Annotated in this window: 14 protein-coding genes and 4 pseudogenes; 7 read left to right on the top strand and 11 right to left on the bottom strand. The window is 66.7% G+C overall.

What is annotated here, in order from left to right; genetic code table 11:
* Nucleotides 1–160: 160 nt before the first annotated feature.
* Nucleotides 161–895 carry a hypothetical protein gene (locus ACF1A1_RS38540; RefSeq protein WP_392006769.1) on the top strand — a complete coding sequence of 245 codons (735 nt, stop codon included), beginning with the start codon at nucleotides 161–163 and terminating at the stop codon, nucleotides 893–895.
* 22 nt (nucleotides 896–917) lie between these two features.
* Here ACF1A1_RS38540 and ACF1A1_RS38535 read toward each other — a convergent pair.
* Nucleotides 918–1,795 (bottom strand): IS5 family transposase gene (locus ACF1A1_RS38535; protein WP_392006767.1). Its coding sequence is split into 2 segments (ribosomal slippage): nucleotides 918–1,744 and nucleotides 1,744–1,795, totalling 879 coding nucleotides; the frame shifts between segments, so codons are not numbered across the junction.
* 57 nt (nucleotides 1,796–1,852) lie between these two features.
* Between ACF1A1_RS38535 and ACF1A1_RS38530 the strand changes: the two are divergent.
* Together ACF1A1_RS38530 and ACF1A1_RS38525 are read left to right on the top strand one after the other, a co-directional pair.
* A pseudogene (locus tag ACF1A1_RS38530) lies at nucleotides 1,853–2,473 on the top strand (transposase family protein); the annotation flags it as partial.
* Nucleotides 2,474–3,290: 817 nt separating this feature from the next.
* Nucleotides 3,291–4,808: a tetratricopeptide repeat protein gene (locus ACF1A1_RS38525; RefSeq protein WP_392006765.1), complete on the top strand. Its 1,518-nt coding sequence runs from the start codon at nucleotides 3,291–3,293 to the stop codon at nucleotides 4,806–4,808.
* Between the two features lie 163 nt (nucleotides 4,809–4,971).
* Here the strand turns inward: ACF1A1_RS38525 and ACF1A1_RS38520 are convergent, their stop codons facing one another.
* A complete protein-coding gene (locus tag ACF1A1_RS38520; protein ID WP_392006763.1) occupies nucleotides 4,972–5,262 on the bottom strand; it encodes a hypothetical protein in 291 nt (96 codons plus the stop codon).
* Between the two features lie 168 nt (nucleotides 5,263–5,430).
* Nucleotides 5,431–6,274 (bottom strand): annotated as a pseudogene (locus tag ACF1A1_RS38515) (IS5 family transposase).
* Between the two features lie 370 nt (nucleotides 6,275–6,644).
* On the opposite strand from ACF1A1_RS38515, the gene ACF1A1_RS38510 reads away from it, so the two are divergent.
* A complete protein-coding gene (locus tag ACF1A1_RS38510; protein ID WP_392006761.1) occupies nucleotides 6,645–7,130 on the top strand; it encodes a hypothetical protein in 486 nt (161 codons plus the stop codon).
* A gap of 163 nt (nucleotides 7,131–7,293) precedes the next feature.
* Here the strand turns inward: ACF1A1_RS38510 and ACF1A1_RS38505 are convergent.
* From ACF1A1_RS38505 to ACF1A1_RS38495, 3 genes and pseudogenes are all read right to left on the bottom strand, one after another.
* Nucleotides 7,294–8,143 (bottom strand): annotated as a pseudogene (locus tag ACF1A1_RS38505) (IS5 family transposase).
* Between the two features lie 48 nt (nucleotides 8,144–8,191).
* Nucleotides 8,192–8,590 (bottom strand): RacP protein, encoded by a 399-nt coding sequence (locus ACF1A1_RS38500; RefSeq protein ID WP_392006759.1) that lies wholly within the window; start codon nucleotides 8,588–8,590, stop codon nucleotides 8,192–8,194.
* Nucleotides 8,591–8,593: 3 nt separating this feature from the next.
* Nucleotides 8,594–9,114: pseudogene (locus ACF1A1_RS38495) on the bottom strand (DUF6192 family protein); the annotation flags it as partial.
* Nucleotides 9,115–9,257: 143 nt separating this feature from the next.
* On the opposite strand from ACF1A1_RS38495, the gene istB reads away from it, so the two are divergent.
* A complete protein-coding gene (gene istB, locus ACF1A1_RS38490; RefSeq protein ID WP_392006757.1) occupies nucleotides 9,258–10,352 on the top strand; it encodes an IS21-like element helper ATPase IstB in 1,095 nt (364 codons plus the stop codon).
* Nucleotides 10,353–10,386: 34 nt separating this feature from the next.
* On the opposite strand, the gene ACF1A1_RS38485 is transcribed toward istB, so the two are convergent.
* Nucleotides 10,387–10,761, bottom strand: coding sequence for a hypothetical protein (locus ACF1A1_RS38485; RefSeq protein ID WP_392006755.1), 375 nt, complete (start codon nucleotides 10,759–10,761; stop codon nucleotides 10,387–10,389).
* 649 nt (nucleotides 10,762–11,410) lie between these two features.
* Here ACF1A1_RS38485 and ACF1A1_RS38480 point away from each other — a divergent pair.
* Together ACF1A1_RS38480 and ACF1A1_RS38475 are read left to right on the top strand one after the other, a co-directional pair.
* A complete protein-coding gene (locus ACF1A1_RS38480; protein WP_392006753.1) occupies nucleotides 11,411–14,998 on the top strand; it encodes a LamG-like jellyroll fold domain-containing protein in 3,588 nt (1,195 codons plus the stop codon).
* A gap of 146 nt (nucleotides 14,999–15,144) precedes the next feature.
* A complete protein-coding gene (locus tag ACF1A1_RS38475; RefSeq protein ID WP_392006751.1) occupies nucleotides 15,145–21,612 on the top strand; it encodes an RHS repeat-associated core domain-containing protein in 6,468 nt (2,155 codons plus the stop codon).
* A 244-nt stretch (nucleotides 21,613–21,856) separates the two neighbouring features.
* On the opposite strand, the gene ACF1A1_RS38470 is transcribed toward ACF1A1_RS38475, so the two are convergent.
* The 4 genes from ACF1A1_RS38470 to ACF1A1_RS38455 form a co-directional block, all read right to left on the bottom strand.
* Nucleotides 21,857–22,156: a hypothetical protein gene (locus tag ACF1A1_RS38470; RefSeq protein WP_392006749.1), complete on the bottom strand. Its 300-nt coding sequence runs from the start codon at nucleotides 22,154–22,156 to the stop codon at nucleotides 21,857–21,859.
* Between the two features lie 194 nt (nucleotides 22,157–22,350).
* On the bottom strand, nucleotides 22,351–22,833 hold the full coding sequence (locus ACF1A1_RS38465) for a hypothetical protein (protein ID WP_392006747.1): 483 nt from the start codon (nucleotides 22,831–22,833) through the stop codon (nucleotides 22,351–22,353).
* A complete protein-coding gene (locus tag ACF1A1_RS38460; RefSeq protein WP_392006745.1) occupies nucleotides 22,830–23,588 on the bottom strand; it encodes a hypothetical protein in 759 nt (252 codons plus the stop codon). The genes ACF1A1_RS38465 and ACF1A1_RS38460 overlap by 4 nt, the downstream gene beginning before the upstream one ends.
* Before the next feature lie 139 nt (nucleotides 23,589–23,727).
* Entirely contained in the window at nucleotides 23,728–24,159 is a 432-nt protein-coding gene (locus ACF1A1_RS38455; protein WP_392006743.1) for a hypothetical protein, read from the bottom strand.
* Nucleotides 24,160–24,389: the final 230 nt, after the last annotated feature.

Raw genomic sequence — 24,389 nt, 5'->3', positions numbered from 1 at the left:
CGAACCGACAAGCTCGCGATCGCCTACCAGGGCGCACTCCACCTCGCGAGCATCCTCATCTGGACCCGACGCTGACCAAAGAGACAGAACCTAGGGCCTGTCCGGTGGGTCAGGAACAGGGGCGTCCACCCGGGCTGCCCTGGGGCGCTTTAATGCCCAGGTGGTGAACTGGACGCAGATGCACGACTGCTACGGGGACGTCGATCGCGTTCCCGCGCTTTTGGAACGGGTAGAGCTCGGAGACGACGCCGAGGCGTGGGAGGAGCTCGGATACCGGCTGGTCCTGGAGTGCGAGCTCGTCTTCCCCGCCAGTTTTGCCGCCCTGCCGCGCCTGGTGCGTCTCGCCTCAAGGAGCGCACGGGCGCGTGGACTGGCCGGGACGATCCTGCGGTGCGCGGCAGGGCACCACGGCTGCGACGACCTGCTGGCGGGCTGCGCCGATGCGATCGCGGAGTTCCGCGAGCTGCTGGACCTGCACCTGCAAGCGCGGCCGGTCGACTACCTCGCGACCTTCCGCGATCTGCTCGCGGCAAAGGAGCAGTACCACTGGAGTGCCGTTCTGGGGGAGTTCACGGACGACTTCTACCACCTGGCCTGCCCCCACTGCGCCGTGGAGGTGACGATCGCGATCGGGGACCACGGGCGGTACTCGGCGATCCGGGACTGGCACTTGGGCGATGTGGACCGTCTCGGTCTACGGCCGGCGGCCCGCGAGGAGCTCTCCGGCATCGGCCGGTGGATGCACCAGACTGCCGTCCGCGACGGGCACGAAGCCCTCGCCGACGGAATCGCCCACCTCTTCGGCAAGGCCGAATGCCCACGCTGTGCCAGCGTGTTCAACATCGCCGACGAGTACACATCCGCCAACAGCCCCGTCCTGCGTAGACCGGGGTGAATCGGAAGTAAGCGGGAAGGGCTCAGGAGCGAAGCCACAGCCGGATCGCGGTGACGGTCACCGTGCCGTGGAAGACGTAAGCCCGTTTGTCGAATCGAGTGGCCACGGCGCGGAAGCCTTTGAGGGCGTTGATCGTTCGTTCGACCTCGTTCCTGCGGGCATACCGGGCCCGGTCGAAGCCGACGGGCCGGCCGCCCTTGCTGCCGCGCTTTTGCCGGTGGGTCCGCTGGTCGCGGCGCTCGGGGATGGTGTGCCTGATCTGCCGGCGTCGCAGATAGCGGCGGTTGCGGCGGGAGCTGTACGCCTTGTCGCCGCTGAGGTGCTCCGGACGAGTGCGAGGACGCCCGCCGGCCGGGCGCAGCACACGGACGCGCTCCAGCACTGGGATCATCCACGGCCCATCGCCTGCCTGCCCCGGTGTGATCAGTACGGCTAGCGGGCGCCGCCCGCCTTCACCCACCAGATGCATCTTCGTGGTCAGCCCTCCCCGGGAGCGGCCCATCCCTTCATCGTCCCGATGATGAGCGGGCTGACTCCGCCGACCGAGGACTCGCGGAGGCCGCTTTGGTGCACCAGCCGCGTGCTGGTGCGCCCGGCAGACCGTCGAGTCCACCCCCGCCATCGTCCAGTCGAGACGGCCCTCGATATCGGCGTCGGCCTGGACGGCCCGCAAAATCCTGTCCCACGTGCCGTCCGCCGGCCACCTGCGATGCCTGTCATGCACCGTCTTCCACTTGCCGAACCGCATGGGCAGGTCCCGCCACGGGATGCCGGTCCGTTGCCGGAAAAGAATGCCGTTGATCACCACACGGTGGCTCTTCCACCGCCCACCCCGGCGTTCCTCGGCAGGTGCGGTTCCAGCCGGGCCCACTCCGCATCTGTCAGATCACCCCGCCCCACATGGCACGGAACGATTTACAAGTCAGGTTGTCACGCGACCCCTCGGACAGGCCCTAGCGGGTGCTGCTGGTGGCCGTGTACTACCGCACGAACCTCACCATGCGGCAGCTCGCCCCGCTGTTCGGTGTCTCACCGGCGACGGTGTGCCGGGTGATCCAAAGGCTTGGTCCGATGCTCGCACTCGAGCCAGCCCGGGCCCCCGCCGATGCCACCGACCGGTTGTGGATCGTGGACGGCACCCTCGTCCCGGTCCGCGACCGCAAGGTCGGAGCGTCCTCACGCAACTACCGGTTCTCGGCGAACGTGCAGGTCATCGTGGACGCCGAGTCCCGCCTGGTGGTGGCCGCGGCCCGGCCGGTGCCCGGCAACACGGCGGACGCGAAGGCCTGGCGGGACTCCGGCCTGGCCGAGTACTGCCAGGGCGTGACGGTCCTCGGCGACGGCGCCTACATCAACACCGGCCTGATCGTCCCGCACCGTAAACGCCCCGGACGGGCCCCTGCTCAAGGCGAGGAAGAGGACAACGCGCAGCATCGCAAGGTCCGCGCCCGCGTCGAGCACACCTTCTCCCGCATGAAGAACTACAAGATCCTCCGCGACTGCCGGCAGCGCGGCGACGGCCTCCACCACGCTGTCCAGCCCGTCGCCCGCATGCACAACCTCGCCCTCACCGCATGAGACAACAGGTCAGCCGCCCGCTTCAGCCTGCGTAATCACGGCCTTCTGCAACACCCTTTCGGTAATCGCCCTGACGGAGCCCGAGTAGTTTTCCGAACAAACACACTTCAGCGGAGTGGCATGCTGGCAACAGGATCCGCGCCTGGTCTTGCCGGAGCAAAATGAACGTCGGCCAGGGGAGCGAGACAGGGACGGACGAGTGCCAGGATCATCACCAGCGCAAGCGGCGCTCATCGAATTGCGCAGGCTACTCATCGAGGGGTTGGAGCGGGCCCGTCTAAGCAAGACGGATCTTGCCGTTCAGACAGGGTTAGGACGCACGACGGTTCATGCAGCGTTCCAGATGGACAGTCCTGTGCCGTCAGCCCGGACTGTCAATACGCTGGCGCGGCGCCTGCGGTTACCGGTCGATGACCTTTTGCGTCTGCGGCGAACCGCTGCTGGAGCAGCGGCCCAAAGCGTCGAGAGGTCCAATGAGCCGGGTAGGCCGATCAGTGAGTGGGACCCTCATGATCTTGGGGTTCATCCCGCCAAGCAGAATTTTCTCCGTCATGCGGTGGGGGAGCAGGTCGCGAAGGCGTTGCCCAGTTATGTCGTCCGTCCCCACGATCAAGTGCTGGCCGCCGCAGTCCGAGATGTGCAAGCGGGCCGCAGCCGGCTCGTGGTCTTGGTGGGAGCTTCATCGACGGGCAAGACCAGGGCGTGTTGGGAGGCAGTGCAGCCGCTCGCAGAGGACGGATGGCGGTTGTGGCATCCCTTTCATCCCACGCGGGCAAAAGCCGTCCGGTCGGGCCTCACTCGCGTCGAGCCTCGCACGGTGGTGTGGCTCAACGATGCGCAGCACTACATGGACAATCCCCGTACAAGCGAGAAGGTCGCAGCTCAGTTACGGGCCCTCTTGACCAGTCCTGAGCGCCGACCAGTACTTGTCCTGGGCACCCTCTGGCCGGAGTTTGTCGATCGATACACCGCACTACCCATGACAGCCTTCGGCGACGATGACCCTTACAACGGCACTCGGGACTTACTCGCCGGCTGCATGCTCTCGGTCCCCGACGCCTTCCGCGAGGAAGAGCTGAACCAAGCGGCCGTTCTCGCGCAGGCAGACCCACTTCTGGCTGACAGCCTCACACGGACAGCGATCACTGGACAGGTCACACAAGACCTCGCTGGCGCACCGGAGTTGCTGCGCCGGTACACCAGCGCTGCACCACCCTCCAGGGCGCTCCTTGAGGCAGCGATGGATGCCCGACGCCTCGGAGTTGGACTACACCTCTCTCGAGACTTTCTCAGCAATGCGGCCGTCGGCTACCTCAAAGACCAAGAGTTCAACCAGCTCAGCGAGAACTGGGTAGACGAGGCCTACGCTGATCTTGCCAGGCCGGTTCACGGCAAGCAGGCTCCTTTGACGCGCGCACGCCTTCGGCCCAGTTTCCTGCCATCCGGTGATGTTGCGGCGCCACCTTGTCCGCCGCAGGCGGCCGTGGTGTTCCGGCTCGCCGACTACCTCGAACAGTACGGGCGCGACACACGTCGCGGGTATTGCCCGCCCGATTCCTTCTGGCACGCGGCCGGAGCCCACACCACGGCATCCGCGGAACTGAGTGATCTGGCCCGAGCGGCACAGCGTCTGGGGCAACACGCATGGGCCCACCATCTCCGCTACCGAGCCTTCGAGGCCGGAGATCCCATCGCCCTTTACGCTCTCGCTCTTATACGCCTGCGAGCGGGGGACGAGACTCAGTCAAGGAAACTCCTTCGACAGGCGGCGGACGCAGGCTGCGTTGAAGCTCTCTACGACCTGGCCCTGCTACTCGAACAGAATGGTGACAGCGCCGGCGCCGAAGTCACAGCCCTGGAAGCAGCACAGTCTGGCGGCATCGAAACGTTGTACGACCTGGCAGTACTACGTGAACGAACCGGGGACGTTAACGGGGCCCAACGCTCCTATCAGCAGGCAGCCGAGGCGGGCGACCTCCATGCGCTCATCGAACTTGCCCGCCTGCGGGAAGAATATGGCGCCAGGAACGTCGCCCACACGCTGTACCAACGGGCGGCAGAGGCAGGCGACCTATACGCCCTTGTCAGCCTCACTCGCATGAGAGAGGAGGACGGGGACAAGGACGGCGCCGAAGCACTCGCACTTGATGCAGCAGCTAGCGGTTACACCAATGCGCTGTATGAGCTGGCACAACTACGCGAACGCGCAGGCGATCCTGCGGGCGCCGCAGCGCTCTACCAAAGGGCAGCCGAGACAGGAGACATCACTGCAGCAACCTTGATCGAACAACGCCGTCGCGGACGTCATCAAGATGGTCAGTGCTCAGAACGATGACCGACCAGCAAGCCAGCGATACCAAGCGCAGCCAGCGAGGTCGAGACATCTGGATGACCACGCCCGCCGTTCAGTTGACGGATCCATATGACAACGGCCAAGCGCTATTTTCCGCTTCCCGTTCAGAGCCTGCACTGCTCATGGGACCAGCACGTCGGCGGCTTCACGATAGGACCTGAGCAAGGGCGGTAGTAAGAGTGGCCACCAGGGTCAGGGCAGCCGCGAAGACGGTGGCCGCGCGCATCAGGGCGGCGGGGTACGTTGCGCCGTCGAGGCGGGCCAGCTTGGCCGCGCCCGCAGCAGCGATGATCGCAGCCAGAAACACCATAGCGGTGGCCAACAGGACCAGGAAAAGTCGCGTCACGACGGGGCTCCCCATAAGAGCGGCGAGTAGGTCAGCCCGAGAGTCCCGCAGGCCGTGTTCGCCGTGGTCCAGCCGGACGAAGGTGAACATCGGCGGACACCACAGAAGGGTTGGGGAATAGAGGTCGGCGCGCTGGCGGCCTGAAGCGAAACTCGCGCGCGCGGACATTTCTCGCGACCGCGCAGTCGACGTCGCGTTGGGTGTTGCTCATGGGGGCCTCCAGATAGAGGGGTTAAGAGGTCGTTTTGTCCTTGTGTTTCATCCCGGAATTAGTGTTTTATCCCGTGGCGTCGGGTCGCGCCAGGAGATGGTGGCTTCGCCGGTGAGGCGGCGGGCCATCAGGTCGGTCATGGCGAGGTGGATCATGGCTTCGGAGCGGGTGGGCAGGGGCTCGTAGTCGCGGGCGAGGCGGCGGTGGAACATCAGCCACCCGTAGGTCCGCTCCACGGCCCCCCTGCTTCGGCAGCGGGGTGAATCCCCTGCTCCCGAAAGTTGTTGGACGATTTCCATGTCGATGCCGAGGCGGGCTGCGTGCTCGATGAGGTGCTGGCGGTAGCCGCCGTCCACCCAGACTTGTGCGGATCGAGGGGTGGGTGCCGGCGACGGAGTCCTGCACGCTCGCGGCCGTGACCAGCACTGCGAGCAGCAGGCCGGGGGTGTCGGTGACGATGCTCCGCTTGCGACCCACGATCTTCGTCGCCGCATCCGTGCCCTGGCCGGCGGCCGGGACGCTGGTGGAGGTCTTCACGCTCTGGGCATCGATCACGCACGCGGACGGCTCGGCGCGCTTGCCCTCCCTCTGCCGTAACAGCCGCCGTAAAACGCCGGTGAGCTGCGCGAACACGCCGTCGTTCTGCCACTTGGCGAAGTAGCCGTACACGGTTTCCCAGGGTGGGAAGTCATGGGGCAGGTAGCGCCACTGCACCCCGGTGCGGTCCACGTACAGGATCGCATTCATGATCTCGCGCAGGTCGTGCTCGGGTGGGCGTCCGATGGCGAGCGCATGCCGGCGCCGCTCGGTCCGCCAGGCGCTCAGCACCGGCTCGATCAACTCCCAGCGGGCATCGGACAGATCACTCGGATACGCACGACGTTCAGCCATGACCTGAACACACCGCCGACCGGGGACGTGCGCCCAGGCGTGAACCGGGAACGGCGGGAGCACCACCACGCGAAGGGCGTCCTGGGATGAGACAGGCACAAGCCGCAGACCGCCCCAACCGTCACCCCATCCGGCGCATTTGCCGCAACCACTCCACCAGCCCCGCCGAGACACCAACCTCTGGCCAAAAAGCTCAGGTCAAAGCGCACATCACAGGTGAAACGACTTCTGAGTGCCTGTTTCTCAACCCGCTTACTGGAATTTGAAGGGGTCTGGTCGGACACGACCGACGCGGCCCGTCCGCGCGGTTGTACGTTTCACCTTCGGCGCCGTTGACCGCGTCGAACTACTTCAGTGAAGGGTGATCCGTATGAACGGCCCTGCCGGCCCCCTTGCCCCAAGCAGCGCCGGTGGCGCCGCGCCAGCCTTCCGGCTGGGGGTGGTGCAGATCGCCGCGCCCGTGCTGGGCGGCGGTCTGGGGGGCACGGTGCTGGCGTACGTGCTCGTGGCGGCCACTGGTGGGCGCATGACGGCGGGGGAGCTGTGGACGTGGGTCTCAAACGCCATGCTCGCGAGCGTGGTCGTTCCAGCCCTGGTTCCTCAGTACCGTGTCGAGCTCAGCGACAGCTTCCTCGTCCTCCGCGGAGGCGGGCGGCGCGATATCGCGTGGCGGGACATCATCGGCATTGAGGTCCGGAAGACCGCTGGGGTCCGGACGCTGGTTGTGCACGTATCGGATGGACGTCGGATACCGCTGCGCGCGCCAATGTCCTTTCTGGACCGCCACTTCGACGACAAGGCCCAGGTCCTCATGGGCTGGTGGACTGCTCACCGGGGTGGCCCCGACCGCGTGTAGCGGCCGAATTGGGCCGGAATACCCCTGCGCCCCGATCGAAGCGATCCAGCGTGACCTGGCCGCCGCGAGACTGACGGGTGTCGACGGTGGGTGGGAGAGTGTGCTCAGGACCGCGTTTTCGGGCCGGTGCGGGCCAAGGTGATGACCCTGACCTTGAGAACGATCAATCCCGGTCGGCTTCGCGGGATGTCGGCTGGCCGCTTCCGCGGGAACTTCGGCGGGTGATTCGCCTGGTCATGAGCGTGATAGCAGCCCAGGTGATCAGCGACTCGGAGTGCTGGATGAGCCGTTCGTAGTCCCGCGCATGCCGACGGGCGTGCATGATCCAGGCCAGGGACCGCTCGACCACCCAGCGACGGGGAAGGATGACGAACCCGACGGCGTCCTTCGGCCGGCTGACGGTCTTGAGGGTCAGTCCGAGGTGTGTCTTTGCCCAGATCACGAGCTGTCCGGCATATCCGGAGTCTGCCCAGACGATGGTGATCTCAGGGTGCATCAGCCGCAGCCGGAACAGTACTTCCTTGGCCGCCTCGCGGTTGGTCATGTCGGCGGGGGTGACCATGACGAAGAGTGGCAGCCCTTTGGTGTCCACGACCAGGTGCCGCTTTCGGCCGTTGATTATCTTCGCGCCGTCATAGCCGCGGGAGTCACGGCTCACGGTCTCTGCGGCCTTGACCGACTGGGAGTCTATGACGGTGGCGACCGCTCCCGGGGCCCGGCCCATCTCCCGGCGGATGCTTGCGGAGCTGGTCACGGATCTGCCCGACGATGCCGGCGGAAGCCCAGCGGGCCATGAAGCCGTAACACGTGCGCCAGGGCGGGAAGTCCCTGGGCAGGGCCCGCCATTTGCAGCCGGTGTCGACCACGTATCGAATCGCGTCCACGATCTCCCGGCGGGGGTGCTTCTCCGGCCGCCCGCCCGTTCTGGTCTCGCAGGCCGGAGTCGGCAGCAGCGGTTCGATCAGCGCCCATTCGTCGTCGAAGGTGTCGGAGGGATAGCAGCGTCGCCGCAGCAACGGTCCCCCTCCCTCCGCAGACAGTGGCTGGGCCGGCCCAGCCGGTCAGGCTTCGATGTAGTCGGCGATCACGTCGAGCGTGGACTCGACCGAGCTGAGCTGCGTGTTCAGGTGCTTGATCCAGCGGCCTTTCGGTTGCAGGGCCGCGTGCGGGGCGACGACACCGGTGATGAACCGGCGGATCTCGGTGAGCTTCTCCCGGATGATCGCGACTTCGTATGCCTGAAGCTCGGCCGGGTCCGAGCAGAACTTGCAACCGTCCGACCTGGTCCAGATCAGGGGAGGCCAGCCGCGTTCGGCGATGGTGTCCCGCAGGCAGGCCAGGCCCGCGCGGACCAGCTGGTTGAAGGTCAGACCGGCCGGGCGGGCCTCGAAGAGCACAAACCGGACGGTGTCGGCGTGTCGCTGGGAGGCGGGTGATCTGCGCTCGGAAGCGCGAGGCATCGCCTACTCACCTTGCAGCAGGCGGGCCAGCTCGCCGTCCACGTCGACCTTGCCGGTGTCGATGGCCGTCTCGATCCAGTCCAGGGTCGCCCTCACGCGGGCGACGTTTTCGTGGAGGATGACGCTTCGTCGTCGCCGAGCTGGCGGTCGCGCATGCCCGGGACGACGCGGCCGGCTGCCGCGACGAACGCGTGGCAGGCGGTGACCAGGTCCAGGAACTCCACCGATCGGTCGATGTTGCGGATTGCGGGGGCGACCGGGCTGGTCTCCTCGAAGTGTTCGCGGGCCTGCTGGCCGCGTTCGACCTGGGCGTGGTTGACCTGGTGGCGGGCGGTATCGTCCGACATGGCACGGAAGGCGACGTCCGGGCGCCGGAGCAGGCCGGTGGTCACTTCGGCGGCGACGTGATCGTCGCGGGTCAGTTCCTCGATGACCTTTACCTTGTCCGCCTTGGCGACCCGGGCGCCGACCTCGGGGCGGCGCAGGAAGTCCGGGGCGACGGCGGCCGCGACCTGGTCCTCGCGGGTCAGTTCCTCCACCACCTGTCGGCGTACACCTGAACGTCCCCAACCGCGTACGGGTGAACGCGGCCAGTTTCTGACGCGCGGAGGGGCGGTGCTCGGCACTCTGCTGCTCGTCGGTTCGGGGTGGCGGAGGACGGCTGACGATGGTCCTTGATCCGTATCGTTGGGTGGAGCTGCGGCGCTTTCTTGGCCTGTTGGAGTCCGGGGCGATGAGCCTGTCGGAGATCGCCCGGGAGACGGGCCTGGACCGCAGGACGGTCCGCAAGTACCTGGCTGGCGAGGGGCCGGCCTCACCGCCGCGGCGGGCTTCGAACGGGCCGCGCCAGCAACGGGTGATCGACGAATTCGCGCCGTTGATCGACTCGATGCTGCGGGCCGAGATCTTGATGAAGGCCACGGTCATCCACGAGCGGCTGGCCAGCGACTACGGCTTCACCGGCAACTACCAGAGAGTCGCGCTTTACGTCCAGGAAGCACGCCCCAGGATCGCCGGGGAATTCGGTATCACCCCGAAGGAGCTGGCGGGCATGCACCGCCGCTTCGAAGTCATCCCCGGCGCCCAGGCCCAGGTCGACTGGGGCGACGAGGGCATGATCCTCGCTCACATGGGCATCCCGAAGGTCTACTCCTTCCACATGACGCTGTCGTACTCCCGCGATCCGTTCTGCTGCTTCATCACCAGCCAGGACCTGCAGACCTTCATCGACTGCCATCGCCGGGCGTTTCCCGACCTCGACCCGCGCAAGGTCAAGGACCTGGCTACCCTGTCCTTCGTCGAGGCCAAGGCGAACGCCGCCCTGCTCGGGCCGCCCGAGGTGGGCAAGACGCACATCGCCGTCGCCCTGGCGGTCGCGGCCTGCCGGGCCGGCTACTTGATCTACTTCACCAGCCTCGACGACATGGTCCGCAACCTTAAAGCCGCCGAGGCCGCCGGGCGGCTGCTCAACAAGCTCGGCACCTACCTGCGGCCCAGCGTCCTCGTCGTCGACGAGGTGGGATATCAGCCTCTGGAGCGGGCCGAGGCGAATCTGGTCTTCCAGGTCATCTCCAAGCGTTACGAGAAGGGTTCGATCATCTTGACCTCGAACAAGATGTGCAGCGAATGGGGCCAGGTCTTCGGCGACGAAGTCCTCGCCACCTCCATCCTCGACCGCCTCCTGCACCACTGCGAAGTGATCTCCATCAACGGCCCCAGCTACCGCCTCAAGGCCATCGAGCGGGACACAGACGTGGCCTGACGACCCACGTCATTTCCCGCGGGCGAGCACTTGATCAGTTGTTGATCTCCCGTTGAAAGATCTCGGAGAACTCGCCGTTCTCGAGCAGGCCAGCGATTACGCCGGTCATGCTGTCGATGCCGGGATCCCTGACGATCAGGCCGTCCGAGACCCGGAAGTACCGGCCTCCGAGGGCCTCGTCGGTCCCTGCCCAAAGCCTCATCAGGCGCTCGACTTCCGTGACGGTGAACACGGTCGCGGTCCAACGAGATCCGTCCTTCAGAGTCACGAAGACATCGACGTTGCAGACCTCGTCCAAGTCCTCGCCGTCGCTGGGCAGGAACGACGCCTGGAAGTCCTCCGTGCGGACCCGATACCAGGGTTCGTCCCACCCTCGCTTGATCGGTTCAGACGATGTGCTGGGGCTCATCGCGCGAGTGTCCCTGTTCGGGGCATCGATCTCAACCGAGATCCTCTGCCGCGCTGCCGCTGCCTGCGGCCAGAGCTGGGGACGTTGGTCCGTAGGCAACTGGGGAGGAAAGCCCGTACGCCGACACCGCACAGCCACTGGCAGGAGACCTGCAACGGCCCGACCGTGGAGCGGCGCTTCCCGCCGTCGCTGTTCGTCTTCGCCCCCGCCCGGCGCCGCGCGGCTCCGGCCGCCCGAGAGGCCGCCTTTTACGACCGCGCGCCCGCCGCATCCCGCGCGTGAACTACCGGATCACCGTTGCGACTACGACGCTGGCGCAGCTGACCAAGCATGGGCCCGACCAGCCCGTGTGGGGGTCGTCGGCCAAGGCGAGGACCGCCGTTTTCTGGCCGCGCCGCCGAGAGCATGGTGAGCACGACAGGTCCGGCCTCTGCCCAAGGCCAGGCCCTCTTGACCGGGTCATGCCGGGCGATCATGATGTGGGGAATCTGTGTAAAGATCATGTAAGCCTGGGGGTGGGGCTGTCGTGGGTGGAGTGTGGCGTCGTGGGCGCCGGAGGACGGTCGTGTTGGCGGCCGTGGCGTTGGTGGCGTCCGTACTTCCACCGTTGGCGGGCCAGGCCTCGGCAGGGCCGCGGGCCGCTGCGCCGGTGTCGGCGCAGGACGCGTCGGCGTTGGCGGCCGGGACAGGAGAGCCGGTCGAGGTGGTCTCGGAGCGCACCGAGTACTCCAGGACTGAGGCGAATCCTGACGGAACGTTCACGCTGACGCAGTCGACGACGCCTCAGCGGGTCAGGGCGAAGGACGGCTCCTGGCGCGATGTGGATCTGACGCTGGAGCGCCGGGCGGACGGGACGGTGGGGCCGAGGGCTTCCGTGGTTGATCTGTCGTTCTCCGCGGGTGGCAGCGGCACGGGCATGATCCGCATGGCCGCGGTCGAGGGCTCGGTGACGCTGGGGTGGCCCGGTCAGCTGCCAAAGCCCACGCTGGAGGGTCCGACGGCCACCTACCCGGAGGTTTTCCAGGGTGTGGACCTGCAGCTCACGGCCACATCCGAGGGCTACCGTGAGGTGCTGGTCGTCAAGACGGCAGAGGCGGCGGCGAACCCGCAGCTGAACGAGGTGGAACTGACCACCTCCAGTGCAGGACTGACGCTCGCTGCGAGTGGTGGCGGAGGGCTGCGCGCGTTCGACGGGGACGGTAACACCGTCTTCAACGGCCCTGCCGGCCTGATGTGGGATTCGGCCGGCGACGCCGGCGTCCAGACGCAGCTGCTCACCGGCTCTGCCGTGAGCGCTTCGGATGAGCCTGCCGAAGGTGAAGTGCCGCAGTCGCAGTCGCCGGACAAGGGGGACGCCACGGCGGTCCTGCCCGTGCAGGTCACCGACGGCGAGATAGCCGTGAAGCCGGATGTGGAGGTGCTGCGGGGCGCGGACACGGTCTACCCCGTCTACATCGACCCTTCCATGGGGCTGACCGTCTCTGAGCGGACGGTGTTGTCCTCGGACGGGGACAGCTTCTGGAACTTCAGCGGTGACTACGGTGTCGGCAACTGCAGCCGTTTGGGCCCCTGGTACTGCGGCTCGGACTACACCAACCGCATGTACTTCGAGTTCTCGCCGACCAAGCTGGCGGGCAAGTACGTCATCGACGCCACCTTCCGCGCCTATGAGACCTGGTCGTTCTCCTGCTCCCCGCAGTGGGTGGACCTGTGGCGCACCAACAACATCTCCAGCGCCACCACTTGGCCCGGGCCGTCGCAGCTGGACCTGATGGGTGACCGGCAGGTCTCCGCGGGACGGGGCGATAACTGCTCGCCTTCCCAGCCGGACTCGTGGATAGAGTTCAACGACAACCCCGCGGAGACGGACGAGAATCTGACCAAGACGGTCCGCTCGTTCGCCGACGGCAACTTCTCCCGCCTGACGTTGATGCTGCGGGCCAAGGACGAGAACGACCCGGACGCCTGGAAGCGGTTCAAGGAGAACGCCGACCTTCAGGTCGTCTACGTCCTCAAGCCCGGATACCCGGTCAACGTCGGAGCGATACCGGGATACGGCGCGGAGGCACACTGCTCGGTGGACGGCAACAACCCTGATGTCGCCACCCGTGTCGACCCCACGCTGCAGGGCAGGGTCCGCACCCTGTACCCGCCCGCCACGGACGCCGAGAAGGGATCCCTGCGGGCCCACTTCTACGTGCAGAAGAAGACCTCCTCAGGCTTCGTCGACCACTGGCAGGTCAACGAACCCACGTCCGGATACGACGTCAACGGCGACCTGGAGAAAGTGAGCCTGGCCAGCGGCGCCGACGGCACGGTGTACCGCTTCAAGGTGCTCACCCAGTCGTTCTGGACGTATGAGGGCGTCACCACGGCGATCTCCTCCGGCTACTCCCACTGGTGCTACTTCAAGATCGACCTCGACGCGCCCAAGGCTCCCGTAATCGAACCCGGCGCCCCCTACAACGCATCCTGTGCGGATACGGGCTGCGGCGAACCCGGCACGGCCGGCACCTTCACCTTCAAGCCCAACCCCGAAGACGCCGCTGACACCACCGACCCGGACATCACCGGCTACCGCTGGAGCCTGTCCACCCAGGCTGGTGCGCATGTGGTGGGCTCTTCCGACGCCAACGGGGATGTCGTCACCATCAGCAACGTGATACCGCCTGTGGCGGGTACCACCGTACTCAGCGTGGCGGCCAAGGACGTGCGCGAACGGTACGGCCCCGTGTCGACCTTCACGTTCAAAGTGGACCAGCCGGACGGGGCGGTCGGACGCTGGCACTTCAACGACGGCACCGACAGCGCGACCGAAGGAACCACCCGTCACGCGATGGAGCTGCATCAGCAGGCAGGCAAGGCTGCAACCTGGTCGGGCGAGGGGCGCCGCGGAGAGGGCGATCATTCCCTGCGGCTCAACGACGACGTCACCGACCCTGCGCAGCAGATCGGCTACGCCTCCACCCAGGGCGGTGCGCCTGTCGATACCGCCAAGTCGTTCACCATTTCGGCATGGGTGATGCTGACCGACACCACCAAGACCAGGGTGGCCGCTTCGGCTCCAGGCACCTACTCCTCGGCCGCGTTCAACCTCTTCTACTCGAGCACCGCCAAGAAGTGGGTGTTCAACAAAGCGGTCGCAGACTCCTCCACTCCGGCCTATGTCAGTGCTGTCGCCGATACGCCCAACCCGCCGACCGGCGTGTGGACGCACCTGGCGGGTGTGTTCGATACCAAGGGCGATCAGGACAAGACGAACGACACGATTCAGTTGTTCGTCAACGGCCGCCCTCAAGGACCCGCGACCGGCGTGGGTCTGTCCAGCGTGAATGCCGCGTACGCGCCGTGGACCTCAACGCAGGACATGCGGGTCGGGGCATCGAAGGCCGGCGAGTACTTCATGGGCAGCGTCGACGAACTGGCGGTGTGGCAGCGCGCCCAGTCCCGCCCGCTGATTTCGGAGGAGGCCGAGCTGACGGAGAACAGTGAGCCGGCCACAACCCTCGTCGCTTCGTGGGATGCGGCTGCTGCCACCGGCACCGCAGTCAAGGACACCTCGCCGTACCGCAAGGCGGCGCTGACTCCGGCCGGCGGCGCGGCACTTCAGGCCGGGCAGGGCATCGTGTTGAACGGCACCACCGCCTATGCGACCACCACCGGCCCAGTAGTCGATGAGACAGGTTCTTTCACCGTCTCAGCCCGGGTCAGCCTGGACGAGATGAACCTTGGGACGAAGCCGGTCGGTTACCAGGCTCAGGTCGCCGGACAGCGCGCCGGCGGGGAATCCTCGTGGGCCCTGTGGGTGGTCAAGTTTGCCGAGGGGGACTACCAGTGGAAGTTCACCCGCACCGCCGTTGACGGCGCGGGACAGGTGGTGCAGAGCGCGCAGGTCGCCCCGTTGAGCGAGGGCGCCGACCCCTCTGGCGCCGATGTCACAGGTGTGTTCGATGCCCAGGAGAGCTGGGAGTGGGTGCACCCGACTAATCCGCAGCTGAACGAGACACGCTACGGCAAGCTGCACCTCTACGTCGGCAGCTCTCCCATGCATGACGGAGATGGCAAGGACACCTTCACCGCGGCGCAGCAGGGCAGCGGTGAACTGGCCGTCGGCCGCGGCACCACGGCAGGGGCCACCGGGCACTACCTGCCCGGAGCGCTGCAGAAGCTTCGAGTCTGGACCGGAGCCATGTCCTGGGCACAGGTCTTGAATCAGATTCCGGATTCCGGCGTCTAGCGGCTCGGGAACACACGGCGGGGTCCGGGCCCAGGATGGCCCGGACCTCTCCCACCAGCAGACGCACACGCACACGCATGGACTCGGCCGGCAGGGCCGTGCACAAGCCGCCGCCCACCGGGGCCGCACACAGCAGGGGGCAGGGAATGACGAACTCCGGTAGATTCCGACCGGGCGCACACACGCGGGATTCCAGAAGGCGATGGTCGCGGCTGGTTGCCACGGTCGCCGGCTTCACCATGGTCCCCGGCTTTCTCACACCCGTGGCGTTCGCCGCCGATCCGGAACCGCTGGGCGCCCCGGACCTGCAGAAGTTCACGTCGGCCAAGGTCTCACCGTTCACGGCAAAGGTGAACAAGAAGATCGACGCGGCCATGAAGAAGGCCGCCGCCGCCGACAGAGAAGAGATCGCCCGCGCCAAGAAGGACCAGGCGAAGAACGTCACCTGGCCAACCGCTGGACAGGCCAAGCTCACCCTGCCGGCCACCGGATCCGCCAAGGCAGCCCCCGGAGCCCTCCCACTGACCCTCGCGCGACCCAAAAGCGAGGGCAAGAAGCAGCAGCCAGTCGCCTCCACTGTGGCCGTCAGCGTCCTGAACCAGAAGCAAGCGGCTGCACTTGGCGTCAAGGGCGTCGCACTGACCGTGACCGGTCCCGCCGCCGGCGGCGCGGCCGAACTCGGAATCAACTACTCATCCTTCGCCTCCGCCTACGGCGGCGACTGGGCCGGCCGACTCCAGGTGCTGCGCCTGCCCACCTGCGCGCTCACCAGCCCGTCCGCGGCGCAGTGCCGCACCCGCACCCCGTTTGAGTTCACCAACCACCGCAAGAAGCAAAGCCTCAGCACCCAGCTGGCGTTCACCGATGCAACCCGCAGCGCGGCGTCGTCCGATGAGGTCGCCTCCACCAGCCAGACCATGGTCCTGGCGGTCGCGGCCGGAACGAAGTCCGGCGGCGGCGACTACAAGGCCACCCCCCTGGCCTCCTCCTCCACCTGGGAAGCGGGCGGTTCCTCGGGCACCTTCACCTGGTCCTACCCGCTGCGCGTTCCGCCCTCCGCGGCCGGACCCAAGCCGCAGCTGTCCATCTCCTACGACTCGGGCAGCGTCGACGGCCGTACCGCGTCCACGAACAATCAGGGCACGGTGATCGGTGAGGGCTTCGACATCACCTCCTCCTACATCGAGCGCAAGTACGGCGTCTGTGACGACGACGGCCAGACCGACAAGTTCGACCTGTGCTGGAAGTACGACAACGCCTCTCTCGTCCTGAACGGCAAGGCCACCGAGCTCGTCAAGGACGACACCACCGGCACATGGCGGCTGAAGAACGACGACGCCTCCACCGTCACCGTGGCCACCGGAGCGGACAACGGCGACGACAACGGCGAACACTGGACCATCACCACCAGCGAGGGCACCAAGTACGTCTTCGGCCTGAACAAGCTCGAAGGCGCCGCAGCCACCGACCGCACCAACTCGGTGTGGACCGTTCCGGTCTTCGGCGACGACACCGGCGAGCCCGGCTACGCCGACGGCACCACCTTTGCCAGCCGGTACAAGGAGAAGCAGGCCTGGCGGTGGAACCTCGACTACGTCGAGGACACCCACGGCAACGCCATGTCCTACTGGTACACCGCCGAAGCCAATCACTACGACATGCTCGGCGATGACACCAACGGTACCGCCTACATCCGCGGCGGTTACCTGAACGAGATCCGCTACGGCCAGCGCTCAGGAGCCCTCTTCTCCGCCACCCCCGCAGCCTCGAACAAGGTCGTCTTCGGCTACGCCGAGCGGTGCGAAACGGACTGCGGGTCCCTGACCGACGCGACCCGCAACAACTGGCCCGACGTGCCGTTCGACGCCGAATGCAAGGCCGACCAGAAGTGCACCGGCAACGTCGGCCCCGCCTTCTATACCCGCAAGCGCATGACCGGCATCGCCACCCAGGCCTGGGATGCTGCTGCCGCCACTCCCGGCTACGCCTCGGTGGACGCGTGGGCACTGAAGCAGCACTACCTCGACCCGGGCGACACCGGCGACTCCACCGACCAGACGCTGTGGCTCGATGAGATCCAGCACACCGGCAAGCGTGGCACGGACCTCACGCTCGACCCGGTCAAGTTCGACCACGAGTCCCGCCCGAACCGGGTCGACGGCGCCACGGACAACATCCTGCCGCTGACCAAGCCCCGCCTGAAGGCCATCACCTCCGAGACCGGCGCGCAGACCACCGTCAGTTACCTGCAGGCCGACTGCCTCGCCGGACAGACCATGCCCAAGGCCGACACGAACACCCGCCGCTGCTACCCGGTGTACTGGGCACCGAACGGCGGGAAAGACCCGATCCTGGACTGGTTCCACAAATACCCCGTCCAGGCCGTCTCCACCAACGACACCCACGGCGGCGCAGTGGCCGTCCAGCACACCTACACCTATGAAGGCGCGGCCTGGCACTACAACGAGGACCCGCTGGTCAAGGAGAAGGAACGCACCTGGTCGATCTGGCGCGGATTCCGGAAGGTCACCCACCTCACCGGCCAGCCGGGCAAGACCCAGTCCAAGACCGTCACCGTCTACCTGCAAGGCATGAACGGCGACCGCGTCCTCGGCACGGACGGCAAACTACCGGATCCGGACGCACGCAAGAGCGTCCAGGTCACCGGCATCAAGGCACCGGCGCTCACCGACGCCGACCAGTACGCCGGCTTCACCCGCGAAACCGTCACCTACAACGGGACCCAGGAAGTCTCCGGCACCATCAACGACCCCTGGTCCAAGCGCACCTCGACCCAGCACAAGTCATACGCCGACACCGAGGCCTACTACGTCCGCACCGGTGCCAGCCACGCACGTACCAACATCACCACCAGCGGCACCCCGGCCGACCGGGTCCGCTCCACGATCACCACCTACGACGACTACGGCATGGCCGTAAAGGTCCTGGACAAGGGCAACGACGCCGCGCTCGGCGACGAGACCTGCACCCGCACCTGGTACGCCCGCAACGACACAGCGGGCATCAACAGCCTCGTCTCACGCGTCCGGGTCACCTCCAACGTCCAGCCCGCCCCGGTAGCCGACCCCTGCGCCCTCACCGACAACGACCTCGACCTGCCCGGGGGCTCCTCCCGCTCCGGTGACGTCATCTCGGACACGGCCGCGACGTACGACACGGCCACCGAGTGGACCGAAGCCCAGACGCCGACCAAGGGTGAGGTGCGCTGGACGGGTCGGGCAGCCGGCTACGGACCGCTGCGCCAGCCGATCTGGCAGAAGGTGTCCACGACCACATACGACGTCCTCGGCCGTCCCCTGAGCGTCAAGGACGCCAACGACACCACCACCGGCACTACCGCCTACACCCCTGAGGCGGCCGGGCCGCTGACCTCGGTGGTGGTGGAGAACGCCAAGCTCCACAAGACCACCACCCTGGCGGACTTCGCCACCGGCGCCATCACGAAGGTCACCGACCCGAACAACAAGGTCACCGAATCCACGTATGACGCGCTCGGCCGGGTCAGCAGCGTATGGCTGCCCAACCGCCTACGCGTGCTGAACGCATCCCCCAACTACACCTACACCTACAGCATCACAGCCACCGCCCTGCCGTGGGTGGCCACCGCGACAGCCCGTGGCGACGGTTCCGGCTACAACACCAGCTACGAGATCTACGACTCGCTCCTTCGCCCCCGGCAGGTCCAGATACCCTCTCCGTCCGGCGGCAGCGTCATCTCACAGACCGTCTATGACGAGCGCGGACTCGCGGTGAAGGCGTCAGGCGACATCTGGGCCAACGCCGTCAACCCGTCCGGAAAAATGGTCCAGGTCGACGGCGGTCAGGCCCCCATCGAAACCGTCACCACCTACGACGGCGCAGCACGCCCGATCCGCACGATCACCCAGAGCCACAACGTCCCGCTCTGGACCACCGACACCACCTACACCGGCGACACCGTCACCACCAGCGCTCCGGCCGGCGGCCAGGCCGTCGCCGTGGTCACCAACGCGCTGGGCCAGACCACCGAACGCCGTGAGTACGCCGGTCCCCAGCCCAGCGGCGACTTCACCAAAACCGTCTTCACCTACACCCCGGCGGGCCAGCAGAAGACGGTCACCGGCCCCGACCAGACCACCTTCTCCTACGGCTATGACCTGTTCGGCCGCCAGGTAAGCGCGAGCGACCCTGACAAGGGCACCTCCACCACGGAGTACAACAACCTCGATCAGGTCATCAGCAGCACCGACTCCCGTCCCGGCAAGAAACTCATCTACGAGTACGACGTCCTCGGCCGCAAGACCGGCCTGTGGGACGGCACCAAGACGGACGCCACCAAGCTCGCCGCCTGGACCTTCGACGTCCTCAGGAAGGGCCAGCAGGACACCGCTGTCCGCTACGACGGCGGCCTGACCGGCAAGGCATACACCAGCAAGGTCACCGGCTACAACAACCTCTACCAGGTCACCTCAAGCCAGCTGATCCTCCCCGACAGCACCAAGGAACCCCTGGTCGCCGCCGGCGTCCCGCAGACCCTGACCTTCTCCACCAACTACTACCTCGACGGCACCATCGCCTCGTACAGCAGCCCGGCTGTCGCCGGACTGCCATCCGAAGCCATCGAGAACGGCTACAACTTCACCGGCGTCGGCCTGCAGAAGACCTCCAAGGGCCTGCTCCAGGCCGGGTACTACTCACCGCTCGGCGACCCGATCCGCCTCGACCTCGCCACCGACCCCACCTCCACGAAGAAGACCTACCTCAACTACGCGTACGAGACCGGCACCCGCCGCCTGACCAACTCCTTCGTCACCACCGACATCCACAGCTACCGCCTGCAGGACCTGGCCTTCACACACGACCAAGCAGGCAACATCACCAAGCTCTTCGACAACACCACCCTCGGCGGCACCGGCAAGACCGACTACCAGTGCTTCACCTACGACGGCCACCGCCGACTCACCGAGGCCTGGACCCCGAAGACCGCCGACTGCGCCACCTCCGGCCGCACCACAGCCAACCTCGACGGCGCAGCCCCCTACTGGACCAGTTACACCTACACAGCCTCCGGCCAGCGCAACACCGAAACCCAGCACACCACCACCGGCAACCAGACCACCACCTACACCTACAACACACCGAACCACGCACACGCCCTGTCCGCGACCACGGGCGCCAAGGCCGCGACCTACACCTACGACGAAGCCGGCAACACCCAAAGCCGCGCCGGCACCCAGGCCCAGCAGACCCTGACCTGGAACACCGAAGGCCAACTCGCCACCACGACCGAACCCGCCGCAGGCACCAAGCCCGCCCTCGGCACCAGCTACCTCTACGGCGCCTCCGGCGAACTCCTCATCCGCCGCAACACCACCCCAGACGGCGACACAGTCCTGTACGCCGGCGACACCGAGATCCGCCTCACCACCAAAGGCACCACCAAGACCCTCACCGGAACCCGCTACTACACCGCCGCAGGCCAGACGATCGCCGTCCGCACCGCAACCGCAGGTGTCACCGGCAGCAAGCTCAAATTCCTCGCGGCCGACCACCACGGCACCTCCAGCCTCGCCCTCGACGCCACCACCCTGGCGTTCACCAAGCGCTACACCACGCCCTTCGGCGCCGACCGCGGCACGCCGCTGTACGGGCCCTGGCCCGACGACAAGGGTTTCCTCGGCAAGACCCGTGACACCAACACCGGCCTGACCCACATCGGCGCCCGCCAGTACGACCCGTCCACCGGCCAGTTCATCAGCGTCGACCCGCTTCTGGAACTCGATCATCCCCAAACCCTTAACGGCTACAGCTACGGAGCACAGAACCCGCTAGCCAATTCGGATCCGAGCGGCCTCGGACTGGCCTGCGGCCGAGGCGGCGAAGAGTGTCCCGATGACGGGGATCCCATGCCGGAACCCGCAGACCATGACGGAAACGGGCTCAACTACGGGGACGACAAGGCAAGCGATGGTCCGGCGCCCAGCACCGGCGGCGGCAGTACTGGAGCAACCGGCGACGGCACGTGTTCCTACCCGTTCTCCTCGTGCGGGCCACCGTCTTATGACGTCAATGTGGGGCCGACCGAAGACCTGCCAGACCTTCCCAGCTTCTTTGAGAGAGTGATTGAGAACCTCTGGTATGGGGGTGATTCATCAAACTGCGGTGGCCCCGGTCGTGATGGTGTGCCAGCAATAAGCTGCAGCGTAAACGGCGGCACTGGGCCGGTGGGAGGCCCAATACCTGGTCTTGGAGGGAAAGGCGTACCTAAGCCTGGTGTGAGACCAGGACTGCCCGCCCAGGGGACGATCTCTCCAAAAGCTGTTAGATTCAGTCAGGACAGCATCAAGGGGACGTATAAAGATGGCAGGAGTGTCAACGAGACGATTGCCGACTTGAAGGCAGGTAAGATTACTGCTGAAGACGTGCCGCCGATTCGGATTTTTGAGCGAGATGGAAAGATATACACGCTGGATAATCGTCGGCTGTACACCTTTCAGCAGGCGGGTGTGAATATACGCTTCATGCGTGCAACTTCCGCGGAGGTCGAGAAAGAGTCGTGGAAATTCACCACGACTAATGATGGTGCATCAATTGTTGTCCGAGGAGCGGGATGAGCGTACTAGCGCAACGCGTACAGGAGGTTACCGCACGGGAAGACCTCGTGGGGTTTCTTCAGGCGGCAGCGGAGGACTTCGTGACAAATCGGGAGGAATGGGAAAATGTTTCCTTGAGTGATTTCCTTTCTGCCTGGTCGGCGTGGCTACAAGACTCGCCAGGTTGGTTCCAAAACCGTGGTGAAGAGGTCCCGGAACAACCGAGTTGGAAATTCATCGCAGAGATGGTGATGGCCGCGCGAGTCTATGAGTAGCGGGTCCCGGCAATCCGCTCGCTGAACATGGCAAAGCCGACAATGTGGTGCTTCGAGCCGGCTCGGCCCCGGTTGACCGGCGAAGGGCCTGTCTGGCCCCGTCTTAATGCGATTGCGGTGTTGCGGGGGTGGCGGTAGCCGGCCAGCCATTTCAGATTGGAGGCCAGGATGTCATCGAGCGGGGTGAGGCGCTGATAGGTGTGGCCGAGGTACGCGCACGCCTCCGCCACCGCCTCGGCGGCCTTCATCGCGCGTTCGCCGCCGGCCTCGGGGTGCCGTACGCCCCGCATCAGCGCCTCCGGGACGCTGCAGCAGTTGGCAGGTAGGGACCAAGGGGCTGAAGGGGCCGGGATCCGGAAAAGCCCGCGGACTGAAACGGCCCTCCCCGGGTTCACTGCTCCGTGGGAGAAGCCTTCCAGACCGCTTTCGCGGTGGCGCGTTTCAACGCGTGGTCGTGCCCAACTCGTCATGGCGGTCAGTCGGACTAGCTCACCGTGCGCTCCAACCAGCCGACTGCGTGCAGGTCCTCGGCGAGCCAGCGGTACGCGAGGTTCGTGGCCTGGCGCTCATGGTAGGGAAGCAGTGCCTTCTGGTGGACGATGCCGGGGCGGCGGAACGCCGAGGAACGATCCTGACGCAGGTTCGCCCAGAACGGCCCGGCGGGCAGGTCAGGCTCGTCGGACCGGCTCAGATCCACGACCGGCTGGTCGTGCGGAGCGGACGACGTATCGGGGCGCAGGGCGTACATGACCGTGGAGGGCTGCGACTCGTCGGCGGGCATCGCCACCACTCCTTCGGCCCGCACGGGGAAGATGCTGTACAGGCCGAGCGCGGCCCCGAATCGCGGGAAGTTGAGTTCGACCAGATCGCGGTAGCCGGTGAGGGCGTCGCGCAGCACGTCGGCGGTGATAGACCGGGTGAGTTCGGGGGAGTAGGTCTGCCAGAAGTAGCGGGGCGGGGGGTTCATCCGGTCGGCGGCCGGCCGGGGGCTGGTGAGGCTGTCTCCCTGTACGTGGTGCAGGTGGCGCTGAGCCAGCGGACGTCGTCAGAGTCGATCTTGTGGCCGGGGCCCCACTGCCACGATGCCCACGCCGTGTTTGCGACCTGGGTCATCAAGACGTCCAGCTCGGACTGCAGGTCGCTGAGAAGGATGTGCCGGCCGACCCGGGAGGGACGCCCCTTGGCCATGATCTGCCGTGCGAGGAACCAAGCGCGTTCGGCCGCAAGAGGCGAGGCGGGTGGGACGGGCAGGGTTCGCTGCTGTATCCGTTTGGCCAGGGCGGGGCGCAGCCGGGAGCGGGCCCGCTCCCAGCAGGCCAGGCGTCCGAACGGGGCGGGGAAACTCGTCCGGTCGCGGAACTGGGTCAGCGGCTGGGGCATGGAGGCCAGGCCGTCCCACACGACGAGGTCTTCGCCCAGGACGCCGGGGCGCGCCTGCGCGACGGTCAGCCAGTCATGAGCGAGGTCGACGGCCCAGGGGGCGAGGTGGCCCCGTTCGTGCGGGGCGAGAAGAGAAGCGAGGGACTCAAGGCCGGCAAGCCAATACTGGGTTGCTTCCCGCAGCCGGCGCGCCACTGCGGGCACGTGCTCCTGGTAGTCGCCGTCGGTTGCTGCTTCGTGTGGCGGCATCCCCGGGGACCGGCCTCTGCTCCCGGGGGCCGTCGCGATCTCGTCCAGGACCCAGGAAGCGGCTGCCGGGTTGGTGCGCGCCAGGGTGCGCATGAACGCCTCGGCGTCCTCGTCTGGCGCGGCTGCTACGACGAAGGCGATGGCGTATCGCCAGCGGGGGAAGGGGAGAGGGGCGGCGGCGGACGTGAGCAGTGTGTGGCCCTCCCGCAGGGCCTGGGCGGCGAAGTGCTGCTCAAACAGGGGGGAGCGCGAAGCGCAGGAGACCGCCGTCGTGGACGACGAGGCCGGTCTCCTCGAGTTCCCAGATCAGATGCTGCTGGGCAAACGAACTGGCTTGGACGGGGCCCTGCTGGTCCAGGATGTGCGCGGCGAGGCGGGGCAGAGCCCCCCATACGTCCTGCGAGGCCTGCGGGTGCTCGCGCTGGAGGATCAGGGCGGCGAGCTCGGTGAGCAACTCCCGGGTGGAGACGTGTGTGTCGCCGCCGGCGCGCAGGCGGTTGGCCAGGGCGTGCACCTGCAGCGGACTGGTCAGGAGTTGTTGCGTCTCGTGGCGATCCGGGATCCTGGGCTGCCTCTCGCCGAGCACGGTGCGCAGCAGGTCCAGACCCCGTCGAGAGGACCAGGGCGGCACGGGCAGGCGTTCGTTGTCCTCTACGCTTCCCACGCCCGGCCGGGTGGTCGCCAGAACACTGACCTGCGGCCAGGTCAGCACCAACCTGCGTGCATCGGCCAGCAGGTGATCGGCTTGCCGGGGGCTGACCGCGTCAAGGTTGTCGAGAACCACCCGGCAGGTGCGCACCTGTCGATCCGGGGGTGGGTAGTTGGTGTGCTGGGTGGGGTGTGAGCTGTGGGGTTGGGTGTTGGTTGAGAATGGGGTTTGTCGGGGGTGGGGTG

The sequence above is a fragment of the Streptomyces sp. NPDC014995 genome (genome assembly GCF_043080745.1).
Taxonomy (GTDB): Bacteria; Actinomycetota; Actinomycetes; order Streptomycetales; family Streptomycetaceae; genus Streptomyces.
Note: the sequence above shows the minus strand (reverse complement) of the source record. Positions and strands in the feature narration are given on the sequence as shown.